Annotated in this window: 16 protein-coding genes; all 16 read right to left on the reverse strand. The window is 35.3% G+C overall.

The window, feature by feature from the left end:
- Positions 1-161 precede the first annotated feature (161 nt).
- The 16 genes from QA612_RS06800 to QA612_RS06875 all read right to left on the reverse strand — a co-directional run bounded on the left by QA612_RS06800 (position 162) and on the right by QA612_RS06875 (position 17,922).
- The gene (locus tag QA612_RS06800) at positions 162-3,230 is read right to left on the reverse strand and encodes an efflux RND transporter permease subunit (RefSeq protein ID WP_278283025.1); all 3,069 of its coding nucleotides are present in this window, start codon (positions 3,228-3,230) and stop codon (positions 162-164) included.
- A 184-nt stretch (positions 3,231-3,414) separates the two neighbouring features.
- A complete protein-coding gene (locus QA612_RS06805) occupies positions 3,415-3,540 on the reverse strand; it encodes a hypothetical protein (protein WP_278283026.1) in 126 nt (41 codons plus the stop codon).
- A gap of 174 nt (positions 3,541-3,714) precedes the next feature.
- Positions 3,715-4,890 carry an MFS transporter gene (locus QA612_RS06810; protein WP_278283027.1) on the reverse strand — a complete coding sequence of 392 codons (1,176 nt, stop codon included), beginning with the start codon at positions 4,888-4,890 and terminating at the stop codon, positions 3,715-3,717.
- 89 nt (positions 4,891-4,979) lie between these two features.
- Entirely contained in the window at positions 4,980-6,068 is a 1,089-nt protein-coding gene (locus tag QA612_RS06815; protein WP_278283028.1) for an AbrB family transcriptional regulator, read from the reverse strand.
- Positions 6,069-6,293 (reverse strand): hypothetical protein, encoded by a 225-nt coding sequence (locus QA612_RS06820; RefSeq protein WP_278283029.1) that lies wholly within the window; start codon positions 6,291-6,293, stop codon positions 6,069-6,071.
- Positions 6,294-6,304: 11 nt separating this feature from the next.
- Positions 6,305-7,078 carry a class I SAM-dependent methyltransferase gene (locus QA612_RS06825; RefSeq protein ID WP_278283030.1) on the reverse strand — a complete coding sequence of 258 codons (774 nt, stop codon included), beginning with the start codon at positions 7,076-7,078 and terminating at the stop codon, positions 6,305-6,307.
- A gap of 29 nt (positions 7,079-7,107) precedes the next feature.
- Entirely contained in the window at positions 7,108-8,010 is a 903-nt protein-coding gene (locus QA612_RS06830; protein WP_278283031.1) for an AEC family transporter, read from the reverse strand.
- Between the two features lie 53 nt (positions 8,011-8,063).
- The gene (locus tag QA612_RS06835; RefSeq protein WP_278283032.1) at positions 8,064-9,218 is read right to left on the reverse strand and encodes an MFS transporter; all 1,155 of its coding nucleotides are present in this window, start codon (positions 9,216-9,218) and stop codon (positions 8,064-8,066) included.
- A gap of 80 nt (positions 9,219-9,298) precedes the next feature.
- Complete coding sequence (gene cysC / locus QA612_RS06840; RefSeq protein WP_278283033.1) at positions 9,299-9,904, reverse strand: adenylyl-sulfate kinase; 606 nt, start codon at positions 9,902-9,904, stop codon at positions 9,299-9,301.
- A gap of 31 nt (positions 9,905-9,935) precedes the next feature.
- A complete protein-coding gene (locus tag QA612_RS06845; protein WP_278283034.1) occupies positions 9,936-11,708 on the reverse strand; it encodes an SLC13 family permease in 1,773 nt (590 codons plus the stop codon).
- A 24-nt stretch (positions 11,709-11,732) separates the two neighbouring features.
- The gene (sat, locus tag QA612_RS06850; protein ID WP_481804417.1) at positions 11,733-12,923 is read right to left on the reverse strand and encodes a sulfate adenylyltransferase; all 1,191 of its coding nucleotides are present in this window, start codon (positions 12,921-12,923) and stop codon (positions 11,733-11,735) included.
- Between the two features lie 13 nt (positions 12,924-12,936).
- Positions 12,937-14,328 (reverse strand): sulfatase family protein, encoded by a 1,392-nt coding sequence (locus QA612_RS06855; RefSeq protein WP_278283035.1) that lies wholly within the window; start codon positions 14,326-14,328, stop codon positions 12,937-12,939.
- A 100-nt stretch (positions 14,329-14,428) separates the two neighbouring features.
- Positions 14,429-15,391 carry an AraC family transcriptional regulator gene (locus tag QA612_RS06860; protein ID WP_278283036.1) on the reverse strand — a complete coding sequence of 321 codons (963 nt, stop codon included), beginning with the start codon at positions 15,389-15,391 and terminating at the stop codon, positions 14,429-14,431.
- Positions 15,392-15,435: 44 nt separating this feature from the next.
- Positions 15,436-15,759: a hypothetical protein gene (locus QA612_RS06865; RefSeq protein ID WP_278283037.1), complete on the reverse strand. Its 324-nt coding sequence runs from the start codon at positions 15,757-15,759 to the stop codon at positions 15,436-15,438.
- A gap of 71 nt (positions 15,760-15,830) precedes the next feature.
- Complete coding sequence (locus tag QA612_RS06870) at positions 15,831-16,850, reverse strand: ABC transporter ATP-binding protein (protein ID WP_278283038.1); 1,020 nt, start codon at positions 16,848-16,850, stop codon at positions 15,831-15,833.
- Positions 16,851-16,857: 7 nt separating this feature from the next.
- A complete protein-coding gene (locus tag QA612_RS06875; RefSeq protein WP_278283039.1) occupies positions 16,858-17,922 on the reverse strand; it encodes an ABC transporter ATP-binding protein in 1,065 nt (354 codons plus the stop codon).
- Positions 17,923-17,935: the final 13 nt, after the last annotated feature.

Consider the following 17,935-nt stretch of genomic DNA (forward strand, 5'->3'; position numbering starts at 1 on the left):
GAATATTTTAACACAATTTCCTCAAAATCCATGAAAGTCTTCATCAATATTTTTACTTAACATAAGTTTTGTATAAGAAAAAGCTTCACTTTATAAACTCCTTGCTATAAAGTGAAGCTTCCAATTTATATTTTATCTTATCCAATTACTGACTATACTCGTTAACTCACAGCCTCGGTTTTCTTATCCACAATTACTTTCTCCTCTTTATTCTGCTTCTTTCTTTTTCCAATTCCTTTCAATCCTCCACCTAATGCTGTAACTAATCGATAGACAGATGGAATGAGCAGTAAGGTAATGAAAGTTGCAAACAGTAAGCCCGAAATAATCACTGTTGCCATTGGCGCTTGATAATTCCCAGCAGCTCCAGTAGCAATTGCTAAAGGCAGCATCCCACCTGCTGTCGTAAGTGTAGTCATAAAAATCGGTCTAATTCGATTTTTACCTGCTTCAACAAGTGCTGCTTGAACAGTGTAGCCCTCTAGACGAAGCTTGTTTGTACGATCAATTAGCAAAATGGCATTATTTAATACAATACCTATAAGCATCACAATCCCCATAGCCGATAATGCACTTAATTCTCTTTGGGTTAGAAATAAACCAATAATTACTCCTACAATGGTCATCGGTATTACTGACATAACCACAACTGGATGAATTAAATTGTTAAACTGGACAGCCATAACTAAATATACTAAGAAAATTGCAATAGCCATCACTAAAAGCATTTCTAGCATTAATTCTTGCTGCTGTTCTAAGTCACCTGCAAGAGAGACACTATAATCTACTGGTGCATCGAAATCAGAAATAAGTGTTTGAACATCACGATTAATGGAACCTAAATCTCTTCCCTCTATATCAGCAGAAAGTGAAATATATCTTTCTCCATTTAAATGATTGATTTCATTCGGTGTATGGATACTTTTTAATTCTATAAATTGGGACAGCTCTTCTTCTCCACTAGGTGTAGTAACAGTTAAGTCTAAAAGATCCTGTTTTTGTTCGATTGGTTCATCCCAACTAACGACCATCGGAACTGTTTCCCCATCCGATCTTATCTCACCTATAGGAAAATGTAAGAAAGCTTGCTCAATCACCTGTTTTAGTTGAATTTCATGAAGACCAGCATCCTCCATTGCGTCTCTTTTCAACTCAACCTCCTCTTCTATAGAGAATCGTTCAATAGAGTTAGTAACACCTACTATCCCTTCTATATCTTTTAGTTCTAACATCAAATCATTGGCAATCGTTTCTAATGTATCGAAGCTATCACCAGTAATAGTTAGCTGTACTGGATAACCACCACCACCATCAAGTGCATTGAAAACACTGTTGATTGGATAATCATCCTCTAATTCGCGTAATGAACGGAAAAGCTCTTCATTTATCTCTCGTTGCTCTCTTGTTATTTCATCCTCTTTCGTCATATTCACAATGGCAAATAACAAATTTCCATTATCCACAACATAATGATCCTCAATATCATCGATCGTTGAAATAGTGTCATTCAATCTTGTAACAATTGTATTCTTTTCCTCGATTGATAAACCTGGCTCTACAGTAATTCCTATTTCTGCATACCGATTAAACATGTCAGGCATAACTGTCATTGGTATTTTATTTATTAGAAACAACGAACTTACTAGCATGATAAAAAAGGTGAAGATAACCGCTAAGCTGTGTCGCTTTTTCGTCACTACCCAGGAAATGATACGTCCATATAATTGTAATAGCTTCCCTTCCTGTTGAACTGCTTTTGAATTTTTTAGCTTCAAGAACTTTTCAGATAAAGAAGGTATTAGTGTAAAAGATACAACAACAGAACTAATTAATGTAATGGCAACAACTGCCGATAGAACAATAACAAATTGACCTAATTCACCACCGACTAAACCAATTGGTAAAAAGACAACAATTGTCGTTAGCATGGAGGCAAAAACAGCTGTTGCTACCTCTTTTGTCCCTTCAAGGACTGCTTCCAAATTTTTATACCCTTGTTCTTTCTTTCGATAAATAGATTCTAGTATGACAATTGAGGAATCTACCATCATACCAATTCCTAAACCTAGACCAATGAGTGTTAATATATTTACACTATAATCAAGAACCCACATAACTAAGAAAGTAAGTAAAATAGATGTTGGTATAGCTAAAGTAACGATAAAGGTGGCACGAATGTTACGTAAAAATAGGAGTAAAATTCCTATAGCTATAATAGCACCTATCAAAATATTGTTCGTTACCCCATCTATAGATTCTTGCACATAATCTGCTTGAGATACAATTTCATTTACTTGAAAGCCATTTACTAATTTCTCATCATTTATTTGTTGGAGTTCAGATCGGATTGCTTTTGCCATATCTATTTGGGTTACATCAGATACACGACCTATTTGAAGAAAAATAAAGTCCTGTGATCCATTTTTCCAAACAAAATTAGTGTTTGCTTGGGGGGAAATAGAAACATCTGCAATTTCAGATAATGCTATATAGCCTTCATTAGATGGGATAGTTATATTCTTCACAGCATCTACATTACTTACATTTGTATTCCATCGAAGAGATGGAGTATCTACTTCACCTTGAAAGGATCCTACTGTTGCCTCATTGTTCGATTGTTGAATAACTGTTATTACATCTGTAATATTTAATCCTTTACTAAACAACTTGTCACGATTAAATGAAATAGATAGTTCTTTTTCTTCAACTCCTTCTAAAGCCACTTCTCGTACTTCTGGTAAATCTTCTAATCTTGGTTTAAGAATCGTTTTAGCAAAGTCCGTCATTTCCTCCATCGATCCGCCAGAAACATCCATAAAAAACTCAAAATCCTGTGATGTTCCATATTGCCCAACTAACACATTGTCAATGTGTGTCATATTAGAGGTAGCCGTATTAACCACAGTTTGAATTTCTTTTATTAGTTCATCGCCTCGTCCTTGCTCAAATAGTATTTGTAACGAACTTCTCCCAATTGCGGAAGAAGAATATACATCTTCCACACCATCAACTGCTAGAACCTGTCTTTCTACTACATTCGTAATATTTCTTTCTACTTCAATCGCTGACATATCTCCAGAAATAATAGAAACATAGCCCCCATCAAATTCAAGAGCTGGCAATAGCTCCTTATCTAGCTTTGCCATTGAATAGCTCCCTAACATTATAATGAATACAACGATTAGACCAATTAAAATCTTTCTTTGAACAATGAATTTAAGTACGTTCATTCCCTCTCCTTCTTTCTGTATAAAAAATGAAATGTTGTGATTCTAACTATTGTCACCAAATGGATAATTAATACATTTTTATTATAATGCTCCATGAAATATTTACCACTTGGCTTAAGAAGTAACTTTTCTAAGACTTAAGATGTAAATTTTTCTCAGTCTAACGTACATTTTGAAAAGTGCTTTAAACGGCTTCTATAGGACTGCAATTCTCCTTTCCACTGTTTGCAGGATCATTGACTGGCTCCCTTGTTACCGCAAATATCCTTTTCACTGTTTGCGGGATTATTGGCCGCTTTCTTCTTACCACATATTTACCCCCTTATTTTTCCAGGTATAAAATAAGAAAGTGATGACGTCTTTTCTCCTACAAACCTCTCAATGGTGATAGTTTTTAAACTTACTTACAGAAAAAACCATATCCTCTTTTAGAGAATATGGCTAAGTTTTATATAATTCAAGTTGGGTTGCTTCTAGAAAAGCTTTATTTACTTTCAACAATCCTTTTTTCCTGGTCAACCTCATCCTTTTCCTTAATACCACGACCATAGAATGATCCGAATCCGAGTAATGCTGCTTGAATAACAAATATAGCACCTAATCCAACTATACTTGTTACCCCTGCATAGAATAATGGCATGACAATTTGAGATAACCTATTTCCAGCAAGACGAAGTCCTAGTACTTCTCCTGTTCTCCCTGCTGGAGCTAAGTTATACGTTAAAATGATAGTTACTGGTTGTGATATACCGATGGAAGCTCCAATAACAAATGACAAAATGATCATAAATGCAAAATAAGGTAGAAATGGAATGAAGCTAAATGCAATGGCGCTACAAAGCATAAAGAAGCATATGACTGGAACCCTTCCATATTTACCAACTAAGTACGGCATACATATTCTTACTAGTACACCTGCAAAGGATAGTGTCCCTAAAACCAAGCCGATTTCTGATAAACTTAACCCTTGAGATTGGGCATATAATGGAAAGTAAACATTGAATACATCAAGTGCAGCTAAGCTTAACATACTTATAAACATGGCCCTCGTTAAGCCTGGAATAACGAAAATTTCCTTTAATCCTTCAAATCCCTTCTGAGTATCTTCAACCTTCTTTTTTGGTTCATTGGTTAAAAACGAACTGAAAACAAAAGGGAGAATGGGAAAAAATGCTAACACTAAGAATGAATACTGGAAACCAATATGTTCGGTAGAAAAGCCTCCAATGAGTGGTCCGAGCATAAGTCCAATGGAAATACATAAACTAAACGACCCTATTGCTTTATCTCGTTTATTTTTTGGTACAGACTTTGCAACACCATTTTGAAGGGCTACAATGGCTAATAATTGTGATCCACCTAATAATAGTTGAGAAACATAGAGCATTTGTAGCATTGGAAAAAAGAACGGTATCGTTAAAGCAATCCCTAATCCGAGAGAACCAACCATTAATGGTATCTTCTCACCAAACTGATCTACAAATTTCCCTGCAAAAATTGCCAGTACTAATGGAACAATAGAGAAGCAAGCTGTTATTAATCCAATTTCAATCATCGATGCCCCTAGATCATCTGCAAACAATGATGTCATAGGTCGAACGGCAGCAATTGAAAGTCCAATAAAGGGTGCTGAGATTAAATATATGATAGTTTTTTTCATTGTTTATCCCCTAACTTTAACCACCAATTAACAAAATATTTTTTCTTAATTGGATTTAAATAAACAATTAGACTTCTTCCAAAAGGTGTTCAGGATGTTTTTTTAATTTTTAACATGACTCCTTTACTAATTTGTTTATCATCAAGCCACGCTGCAAGTAATGGGAGGCTAAAGAACACTGCATATAATCGAATAAACTGTAGCATAATGACCGCCGATTGATCTAAGTCTAGAAAAATAGCAGTAGATGACATTTCGGCTGCACCTGCAGGAGTCCAGCCCAATACAGAACTCCAAAAATCTACTCCAGTTAGAATTGAAAAAATACCCCCGGTACCAATGCTTAAACCAACTAAAAGCATTAAATAGGTTAATCCTAGTAAACCAACTCTCCGTAAGGTTTTAAACGTATTAGGATCAAACTTCAATCCAATTGATGTCCCAATAAACACCTGACCTATTCCAGTTAAAAGGATTGGTACAGGTAAATCTGTTCCCATACTCCATACAAGGGCTAAAAAAGTTGCATAAAATAAAGTTCCTGCTTGAATCGGTAGCATTCTACTAATGGCGATAGCGGAAACTAGTAAAACGGCGATTGGAATAAGAACGCTACTAGAATCCACTAAATCTAAAAAGATAGAAGGTTTTGCTGAACTAACTAATCCAGCACCAGCAAGTAACGGCATTAAAATAACAAATATGGCAATTCTTGCTGTATGAAAGGATGCAACAACAGCCGCATCTGCTCCATGACGATCAGCTAAAGCTAATACTTCAGAAGCCCCACCAGGTAATAAGGAATAATACGCTGTTTTTTTATCTAATCCAGAAGTCTTATAAAACAAATGGCACAAAATTAGACTTCCACCAATAATCAATACTAGACCTAACAATAAATAAAATCCAAATGCTCTAATTGTTTCCCATAGTATTGTTAAGTCAAGCATGGCTCCGAGAGTTAATCCAATCATGGCTAAACCGATGGCAAAAAAATTATTATTTACTTTTCTAGGGCCAATAAATAAACTATATGCCATACTAGCTACCATTGAACCAATTAGCCACCCAGCCGGAATATTCAAAATATAAAATATATAACCTATGAGTAGCATGAATGGCCAAAAACCCCACTTTGTAATCCATTCAAATACTCTTTTTTTCGTTGCTTCCTCCATTTAACTTCTTACGCTTTCTGCCAATATTGAACGAAAGAAAAGAAATTTAATGGATCGAACAGTTCCCATAATATGGGATGGGGTTCCGTTAGACATTCGATCGATTATATTATTATAAGATTCACATTCTATAAATCGACCAATCATGTTTTCACCTTCTAAGCTATTATTTTTAATTACATTATCAATCTTCAATAAAATACCAACGTTGTTATTTATCGGCATGTGCAATTCTCTTATGCCTTTTTTCTCCCTTTTAACAACATTCCTTCTCCCTGGAAACTTACTACTGTTTCATCTTCTATTAAAATATGAAAGTGCTCTTTTACTTTTAGTGAAGCTTGCACGATATTTCCCTCTATTGTAGCTTTGTTTACCTTTGATAATTGAATAAGCTCACACCAGTTAGAAAATTGAAATGTTTTATCGAAAGTGATTAACTGTTCTACTGACAATGAAGCACTCTCTACCATGTTCACCCATTCAGACTTTTTCCAAGCTCGAAAATGACTTGGATCCCTCAGCTTTTCTATTTTATTATAAAATGAATCATATTCGTCTATTTCAGGTGAGACATTATCAATGAGTAACAAACACCCACCTCGTTTTAAAACACGTTCTGTTTCCTTCACAAATGATGTTACGTTAGAAAAATGGTGGGGAGCAATACGACAAGTAACAATATCAAAATGTTCATCAGAAAATGGTAACTGTTCTGCATCTCCTTGAACAAACGAAACGTTCGTATGGCCATTACCTTGAACAAACTTTTTCGCCGCAGCTAAAATTTCTGTCGTTAAATCTAGAGCAACGACTTCATGGACTAGTGGAGCAAAAGCATTTGCAACGTGACCTCCTCCAGTAGCAATATCAAGCATTTTTCCTTTATTTTCATCTATTCCTAATTGTACCATTAGTGATAAGTCTTTACCTTTCGCATGACCAACACTTTTCACATAACTATCAGCATGACGACCAAACTGCTTTTGTACCTGTTTTTTATTATCCAAAAGCTTCCCTCCTACACTTGTTTACTAAATTACCCAATGGTCATTAAAAGAATTGTTATTGTTACCATACTTAAAATAGTTGTTACTAATACCGTACTAGAAACTAATTCTGGTTTTGCATCAAATTCTGTTGCATACATCGTTGCCACAACTGCGGACGGCATTGCTGATACTAATATTAATACCTTTGCTAATAATGGATCGAATGGAAATAGCAACGTTATGAAAAACGCAATGATTGGAGAAACTACCAATCTTACAATGACACTGTAGGAAATACTGCCCCATTCAAGCTCTTTTATTTTTATAAAGGCAAGTTGCATACCTAACATGAGCATGACGGAAGGAACAGCTGCAGAAGCTAGTATATCAATAATAATATACATTTGTTCAGGTACAGGTATATTAGCGAAATTTAAAAGAAGAACCACTATTGTTGCATAAATCATTGGTACTTGAAAAACCTTTTTCACCGCAATTTTTAAGGGGAAATTCCCTCTAGCAGCATAATAAAGACCAAAAGTGTGCATTGATATTGAATGAAGTACGAAAAAGGAGATGGCATATTCAAAACCGGGCATGCCATAGGCTAGTAAAATAATTGGTGCCCCATAATTCCCTACATTCATAAATGCTGTATTCAATATATAAGCGCTTTCATAAGATTGGGGTAACTTTTTAATTTTACAATATAGTTTATTAATTATGATGAGAATAGAGAATAGGATTAAATAAAAAACGACCATGTAAACATACTGCATATCAAAAGTTGTTTCATAGAATGTTGTGAAAATTAATGCAGGGATAAATACATACATCGTTACAGTTGATATGGCACTTAAATTCATTCTTTTTTTTCTTTGTAAAACGTAGCCAATAAGAAATACAACCACAATAGGTAAAATTACTTGAACAAATACAATAGTAAACACCTCTCATTCATGATGTCTACATGCACTCCACTCATTCTTTTACTTCTCGTCCTTTAATGTGATTCAACATTTTCTTCTTCTTTTACTTTTGTTCCAAATGCTCCTATTAATAAGAAAAGTCCACTTGTTAAAAAGATTGGAATTAACCCAGCAAAACTACCGATAGCACCAAATACAAAAGGAGCAAAAAACTGTGAACCTCTATTTAGTGTCAAGCGAATGCCTAATATTTCCCCATGTCTTGCTTTCTTGCTAAAGTTAAGTGCGTAAACTAAACTTAATGGCTGCCCTAATCCTAAACCAGCTCCCATTAATCCTGATAGAATAAGAAGAATTGGTAACCAACTGACAAATGGAATGAATATAAAAGAAATTCCACTTAAAATTAACATAACCGTCAGTACGATACTTCGACCAAAAGTATTGACTAACCAGTATTGACTTAGTCTAATAACAACTGCCATACCAGCTGAAGCAGAGAGAACAAACCCTATTTCCGTTGGAGTTAGTCCAATACTATTACCATATACAGGGAAATAAGCTACAAACAAATCTTTTGAATAGAGCACTAATCCACTAGAAATTAATGCATTACGAAGGTTTTTTTCTTTTAATAGAGCAACGGAGGACAAAAATTTAACGTTTTTAACAGTTTTTGACGCTTCCCCACTTTTCCAGGCTGCTTTTTTCAAGCATATACCGCAAGTGACCCCTATGAAGATCAAGCATGCTGCTACAGCAAATGTTACTTGGAACCCAAAGTGTTCAAAAGTAAAACCTCCGATTAACGGTCCAAAAAAATTACCGATAGCCCCCATAAGCGTGAACCACATGATCGTTTTATCTCGATTACCTGGCAAGTTTCCTACCGTTTTTTGATAAGCTACAATCATACAAACTTGACAAAACCCTAGTAATAATTGAGAAATAAACAAACTAGTTATTGATGGCATGACCACTGGAATAAGAATGGCCAAGAACATTCCACTACTTCCTAAAAAGGCCATCTTCCTTGTTCCGAATCGATCTGTCCATTTACCAATAGTTAAAGCAAAAAGCATCGGAAATAATGCATAAGAAGAAACTAATAATCCTATCAACCAAGGTGACGCCCCCTGCATGTCAGCAAAAAGGGAAACAATGGGACGAGTAGTGTGTAGTGCAGTAGAGTAAAGAACCATAGAAAGTAATATAATGATAAATGCCATATAATCACCACTTTAATATATTCGATACTCGAAAGGAAAAATCCTTGTTCCGACAAATATATTTACAAAAAACTTATTAATTATGGGTTAATATAGCCTTTATCTACTAAATAAATTAACACTTTGTCAACTGAGTCTTCAATTCTTTGCTGATCAGATTCTATTACTATTTCTGGGTTTTCAGGTACCTCATATGGTGCTGATATACCTGTGAATTCTTTTATCTCTCCTTTTCTAGCTTTTTCATACAATCCCTTTGTATCCCGTCTTTCACACTCATCTACAGTACACTTAACATAAATTTCTATAAATTCATCCTTATCTACCATTTCCCTTACAATTTGACGATCATCCTTATATGGTGAAATAAATGCGGCCAAAGTAAATATACCAGCATCAACAAATAGTTTACTAACTTCTCCTATTCTACGAATGTTTTCTTTTCGATCTTCTTGACTAAAACCTAAATTGTTATTTAATCCATGTCGGATATTATCTCCGTCCAAAACATACGAAAGAATATTCCGTTGAAATAATTCCTTTTCTACTTCACAAGCCAAAGTAGACTTACCAGAACCTGACAATCCTGTAAACCATAAGATACAACTTGAATGTTTGTTTAAGCTCCTGCGGTCATCCTTCGTAACTTTGGAATGGTGCCATACAATATGTTGATTTTTTTTCATTTTTCATCCCACCTACAGTTAGTTAAAAACCCTAAATCCATGTATGATATACGATCGTTATCGTTAACAAAAAATAAATGATACTCAAAGGGAAACCCGCTTTTAAATAATCTGAAAAACGGTATCTACCAGGTCCATAAACAATTAAGTTGGTTTGATAGCCAATCGGAGTCATAAAACTGGCTGATGCAGCAATTGCTATTGCGACGAAGAAACCAAATGGATCCACACTTAGATGTGTTGCAGTTGCAAATGCAATTGGAAACATCATCACAACAGCTGCATTGTTCGTTATCATTTCTGTAAATATAGCAGTCAATAAATATACACCTGCCACTGCGCCTATTATCCCGAAAAATTGCGTAAATTGAATGAGATAATTAGCTAAAAAGAATGCTGTTCCAGTTTTGTCCATAGCAACTCCAATACCAATAGAGCTTGCAATAAGGAGTAAAACATCAAAATGAACGAAATTTTTAGCTTGATCTAATGAAACTGTTTTGGATAATACTAACGCGATAACTCCTAGCACAGCAGCTTTAAAAATGGAAAGAATATTGAATGTTGCTAAAAGAACAATGCATAGTAAAACGAGGATAGAAAGATAAGCTTTTTTTGGCTGATTCACTGGTATGTTTTCAACCGTAGAAATAATGTAAAAATCGTTTGTATTTTCACCTCTTTTAATAAAATCATCACCTGCTAACAGCAATAAACTGTCACCAGGCTTTAACATAATGTTTCCAATTTTACTTTGAATCCGTTCTTGGTTTCGATGTACCGCAATGACCGCAGCATCAAACTTACTTCTAAACTGATTTTCCTTTACAGATTTATAAATTAATGTTGAATGATGTGATACTACCGCTTCAACCAAATTATAGTTACCATTTTTCACATCATTTAAATTTAATTCAGAACCTGTTTCCAACCTTAATCCTTGCATATTTTCTAATTGAAAGATGGTTGAAATAACTCCTGTAAAGATAAGGGTATCATGGGCTCTAATTTTCTGACGAGACGTAACCGGGTAAATTCGTTCTCGATCTCGTATGATTTCTACTAAATAAACCCCTTCTAAATTTCTAAGTCCAGCTTCTTTTATAGATTTTCCAATGTGAGGGAAACTAGCTTCTATATATGCTTCTGCAAAATACTCTTTCTTATTTTCTGTAAAAGTCTCCTTTATTGATTTAGTAGAAGGAAGTATTCGGTGACCTAACGTACTCATATACAAGATACCAAGTACACATGCAGGTATCGCAACTATTGCTAATTGAAACATCGAAAAGCCTGGCATTCCTAAATCTAGCATTAATCCATGTACTAAAAGATTAGTAGATGTTCCAATTAACGTAATCGTCCCCCCAAAGATAGCTGCATACGACAGGGGAAGTAATAGTTTAGAAGGAGATAAATTATATTTTTCACACCATTTTTTAACAACAGGAGTTAGCATTACTACAATAGGTGTATTATTTAAAAAAGCAGAGAACCCGGCTACTGGAAACATCATTTTCATCAAAACTCCTGTTGTTTTCATCCCTTTTCCTAATAACAGTTGAATAAAATGAAATAGAAAGTTACTTTGTTGAATAGCACCTGCGATAATAAATAATAATCCAACTGTCAACATTCCTTCGTTTGAAAAACCTTTTAAAGCCTCAGCTGGAGTCAATATGCCTGCAAATAAAAAGATGGCTAGAGCACAAAAAACGATAAAATCGGGACGAAAAAAATCTTTTACTAGGCAAACAAACATGAAAAATAATACAACCATCACGATTACCATATCTATCGTCATCGATTAACTCCCCTAATCAACGTTTCAGCTCTTTTCTTTCATCCCTTTAATGAGAATTTCAGCTACTTCTGGACGAGTAAATTCAACTGGAGGAACCTCTCCATTTCGCAGCATTTCTCTTACTTTCGTTCCACTTAAAACAACCCAATCTCTTTTATCATGTGGACAAGTCTTCGCGGATGCCATATTCCCGCACCTTTTACAATAAAAACTATGTTCAAAAAATAATGGTTGTATTCCTAATTCTGTGGAACTAAAATTGCTGAATATCTTCTGTGCATCATACGTTCCATAATAATCTCCCACTCCAGCATGATCTCGACCAACAATAAAGTGTGTACATCCATAGTTCTTTCTAACTATGGCATGAAACACAGCTTCCCTTGGACCTGCATAACGCATAGCAGCTGGAAATATAACGAGTCGGACCCGGTTTTGAGGATAATAGTTTTCAATTAATTTTTGATAGCTTTCCATCCGGATATGAGCAGGAATGTCGTCACTTTTCGTATCCCCAACTAATGGATTCAACAATAGACCATCGACGATTTCCATTGCTGATTTTTGAATATATTCATGGGCACGATGAACTGGGTTTCTCGTTTGAAATCCTACGATCGTCTTCCATCCTAAGTTAGCAAACATCTTTCTTGTTTCTTTAGGGTCCAAATAAAAGTTTTCAAATGGTTCATGGGACGGTCTAATTAATAGTTTAATAGCCCCTCCTACATATACATCCCCTTTGTTATAAATATTTTGGACACCTGGATGCTTCCTATCGTTTGTCAAATACACTTGCTCTGCTTCTAGTTTTTTATCATAAGTAAATTTATCTTGAACATGTAAAATCCCGTATACTTTCCCATTCTCACATATGAGGGCAATTTCTTCTCCAACTTCAAATGTCGATGCTTTTTCATCATTTACAGGGAGTGTAATTGGGATACTCCATACTGTTCCATCAGATAGTCTCATGTGTTCACGAACAGAAACATAGTCTTGTTCTGTCATGAAACCAGTTAGTGGACTAAATGCTCCAATCGCAATTAGTTCTAAATCTGACAAACTCCACGATGACAGTTCAAGCTTTTTCATCTGCTTACTTTTATTTAATAACTCTGTTCTTTCTCCCCCAGTAATAACACGATTAACTAGATTTCCCCCATGAGGCGAAATTGAAGATACGAATTGTTGAGCTGATATTGTAATTGTCATAACCTCCCCTCCATTATTTCGCTATTTTTTGATCAAATAACGCATCAAACTTTTCTCTACTAGGATTTTTTCTCCATTCGTCCCATGTTAATCCTACCTGTGATAAAATAACTTCGATTCGTTTACGAAATGGTAGTCCTTGCTTTTGTAGAACTTCCATCATTGGGTCTTTCCTATCTTGTAACTTTTCATCCACCCAACATTCAAGGTCTCTCTTTAATAAGTTTGTAATAGAAGGTTCTTGTTCTGCAATATTGACTGTTTCTTTAGGGTCATTTTTTAAATCGTATAGTTCAACTGGTGGCCTTGTAAAAAGACCAGAATCTATATTCTGAATAAACTTATAATCGTGTGTTCGTAAACCACGACTTGCCTGCCATGCACATTCACTTAAATAAATCTTCTCTTGCGTTCCATCTTCCTTACCATGAATAGAAGGCCACAAACTTTTACCATCTAGTTTTGACGGCTTATCAATTTGAAGTGCATCTAACACTGTTGGCATCATATCCACTTGCTGGACAAATCCTTTCACTCGTTTATTCGCTGGAATATGTCCAGGGAAACGCATTATCATCGGAATATGGACATTGTTATCATACAATCCACAATGGTCCCAGTAAATTTGATGCTCCGTTAGACTTTCTCCATGATCTCCAAATAATACGAACATCGTGTCGTCAACAATCCCTAATTCTTCTAAGTATTGGTCTAGTTCCTTAATTAAATCATCTAAATATCGAATTTCAGCATCATATAATGCATTGACATATTCTGCATCTGTAACAGGACCAAGTAAATCAAAATGGTGACGTTTGAAAAATGGATAAGCTAAATGGTTATAAGCAGGTTCCATACTTTTATTTGCTGGATTATACGGATTTTTGTGTTCAGGATAAAACTCAGGTATATACTTTTTAGGTGGTAAATAAGGTGTGTGTGGATCCCAGTAATGTAAAAATAAAAAGAAATCTTCCTGATGATGTTCTTTTAACCAAGTCTTTGCCATCTTATTAATTGTTGCCCCATCAATCCAACGGCGTTTTCCACGTGCATTCATATAATAACGATAGCCTCTAGCAAACCACTCTTTTAAATGATACAAGTTATCAACTGCTGCTGTAGTATAACCAGACTCATTTAACATCGTTGGTAGCCAATCAACAGGCTTTGGTAAATAGCTTAAATCAGACCCATGGGAAACAACTCCAGTTGTCAATCCAACTTTCCCAGTAAAAATATCCGTATGGGCTACTTCAGTTGGGACATCTGCTGCAAAGGCTTTCTCAAAAACTACTCCCTGAGATGCAATCTGGTCTATATATGGACTAGTATTATGACGATAGCCGTAACACCCTAAATGATCGGCCCTTAACGTATCAACTGATATAAATATGACCTTCATCTATTGTCACACACCTTTAATTTTGAATTTTGAAACTTTCATTCACGTAAAGTTTTATAATTCCATCTTATTTCAATTCACTTTGTTAAACATTGTTGTTTCAGACATTCTCATGGTCAATTACGTCATCAAATTCCACCCCATGATGAATCAGCTTTATATTAAGGTTTTGCTTCACATATCTTCGGAATTTTCCAGGGGGATATCCGACATACCTTGTAAATAATCTACTGAAAAAAGCTGGATCATCGTACCCTACTTTCACTGCTACTGTAATTACTTTATCGTTAGAACAAACAAGCATTTTTTTTGCTCGTTCAATTCGAATATGCTGAATAACTTCTATCACTGATTTGTTTAATTCTTGTTTAAATATACGGTTTAATTGACGAGAGCTTATATTAAAAATTTTCGAAATATTTTCCACTGTCAACTTTTGATCAAAGTGTCTTTCTAAATAACCACATATACGTTTTACTAATAGTTGTGAATTTTTAAAGGCTTCTGTTGAATCAGGAATGTCAGTATGCTTTTCTTGATAAAGACGGGAAAGTAATACGAGTAATTCAACTAACTGTAACTTAATTAAAGTAGAATAGCTCGTTTGGCGATGATTGATCTCTTTCAACATTTTTTCTAATATGGATACAATTTCTTCACTATCTTCACTTACGTTTAAACGATGATGAAATCGTTTTTTTTCGTCTAAAAATGGATGAACATAGAAATAATCCATAGATTGAGAGATTCCAAGTTTACTTAACCATGATTCATTGATTAATGAAGAGGAAAACAAACAATTGATGATTTCGATCTCATCATTTTCTTGTATGTTATAACTGTGTCGTTCTCCAGGATTAATAATAAAAACATCCCCTGCAGTAATTAAGTAACGTTGTCCTTCAAACATATGCTCTGCTTTTCCACCTACCACATACACTAATTCAATGAATTCATGACTATGAAGAGGTGGTACATCATCTTTCGTATGCATCTTTTTCATGATATAAAAAGGAAATGCTTCATCATTCAAATACTTGCTGTTAGGTATTCGAGTAGCCAACAAAATCACCTCACACAGTGAATTATTTATTTGTACTGACTAACCTATGAACACTCTCTTGATAGATCTTCTTCCCATCTTTGACGAACGATTTGTAATTGACTTAATACGACACGGCGTGTTTTTTCATCCTCTACTAGGTTCGTTTGTTTTAAATACCTTTCTAAATGTTTTAGTTTAGCCAAGTATTTGTTTAAAGCTTTCGTTCTTAATTTAATAATTTTATGCTCAGGTGCACCTAGCTCCTCTAAATTTCTTATTTTTTTATCGTAAGGTTTAGACCAGCTTAAGGGAACTTCTCCAGAACTTGTAATTACCTCTAGACTTTCATGATTTTCTCCAACAAATTTCTTTAATAGCACATTCATATACCATATACTTCCTATAGATAAAAATAGTATAAATAACACGGAAAGCACCATGACAATAACAATATTCATCATTGAAGATCAGCCTTTCCTTCTAAATCTAACTCCTCTACAAAATGACAAGCTGCGAAATGACCTGGAGCCACTTCTCTTAATTCTGGTGTGTCGACTTTACATCTATCCTCCGCGTATTTGCACCTTGGATGAAAGTAGCAACCTGATGGAGGATTTGCGGGATTGGCTACCTCTCCTTTTAAAATAATTCTCTCCTTCTTTACTCTAGGATCTGCTATCGGTTTAGCAGATAATAATGCTTCTGTATAAGGGTGTTTAGGGTTTGCGAATAAATTTTCTGTCGTTGTCATCTCCACCATCTTCCCTACATACATCACACCTACACGATCAGAAATGTGCTCAATAACACCTAGATCATGGGATATAAACAAATAGCTTAAGTTCAATTGATGTTGTAGCTGCTTTAATAGATTCAAAATTTGTGCCTGTACGGAAACATCCAATGCTGAAACAGCTTCATCACAGACAATTAATTTTGGATCCAACGCTAATGCCCTAGCAATCCCAATTCGCTGTCGTTGACCGCCACTAAAAGCGTGGGGATAACGTTCTAAGTGTTTGCTATTCAGTCCAACTAACTCCATCAATTCTTTCACACGTTTTTCCAGCTTCTGTCCCCGAGCAATGTTGTAACATGTTAATGGTTCCCCAACGATATTCAATACCGTCATTCGAGGATTTAATGATGAATAGGGGTCTTGAAAAATCATCTGTATATCTTTTCTAATATTTCGAAGTTCATGTCGATCTAGTTCTGTAATATCAACAATCTCTCCATCTCTACGTTTAAAGCGCGCAGCACCATTCGATGGCTCTACAGCACGGAGTAGGCACCGGCCTAAGGTGGTTTTACCACAACCAGATTCACCAACTAAACCGAAAGTTTCCCCTTCATATATTTTCAAATTCACATCATCCACTGCTCTCACTTGGCCAACAACTCGCTTGAAAAACCCTTTTTTAATTGGGAAGTTTTTTTGAAATGACTCTACTTCTAATAATTGATTTTCCTCCATGATCGCCTCACCCCTCCTCTTCTATTTCGTCCCACCGGACACAACGAACGTCGTGCTTTTCATTAACAGATGTTAATTGAATATCATTATCGTTACATACACCATCAACTGCGTACTTACATCTCGTATAAAATCTACAACCTTCAGGAAGATTAATAGGAGTAGGCACAGTCCCTTTAATAGATTCTAATTTTTCGTGACGATTTGCTGTTGAAGGAATCGACTTTAATAACGCTTTCGTATAAGGATGTAATGGGTTATGGAAGAGTGTGTCTACATCTGTATACTCCACCACTTCACCTAAATACATCACAGCAACTTCATCTGCTATTTCTGCAATCACCCCTAAATCGTGGGTAATGAAAATAACGGAAGTATTTAAACTATCCTTTAACTCATTGATTAGCTGCAGCACTTGGGCTTGCACGGTTACATCTAAAGCCGTTGTAGGTTCATCCGCAATTAGTATAGAAGGTTTACAGGATAACGCCATAGCAATCATCGCCCGCTGTCGCATTCCACCAGATAATTGATGAGGATATTCATCAAAGCGTTGCTCTGGATTGGACATCCCTACTTTCCTTAATGACTCGATTGCAATCTTTTTTGCTTCTTCCTTGTTTACGTTACTATGAAGTAAAATTGCTTCGGATACTTGATTTCCAATCGTATAGATAGGAGAAAATGCCTTCATTGGCTCTTGAAATATCATTGCTATTTCGCCACCTCGTATATCCCGCATTTCGGGACTATTCAGTGGTAAACCTATCACATTCACAATTTTATCGTCTTTCCCTTTTCGCCTTCTTTTAAGGAGAACTTCCCCTCCTAATTTTGCATGAGGAGGAACAATTCTCATGATTGTTTGTGCGGATAGACTTTTTCCACTACCACTTTCTCCAACTATTCCTAATGTCTTTCCTTGACGTAGTGAAAAACTTACACCTTCTACCGCTTTTAGTAGTCCTTCTTCTAAATCGAAGTGTGTCTTTAAATCTTTTACCTGGAGTACGATGTCACTAGTTAATTGATTATTAGTGGTAGTTACATCTATATTCATTTTATCTTCCAATTACAATCACCCC

The sequence above is a fragment of the Evansella sp. AB-P1 genome, assembly GCF_029688925.1.
Classification (GTDB): domain Bacteria; phylum Bacillota; class Bacilli; order Bacillales; family Salisediminibacteriaceae; genus Evansella.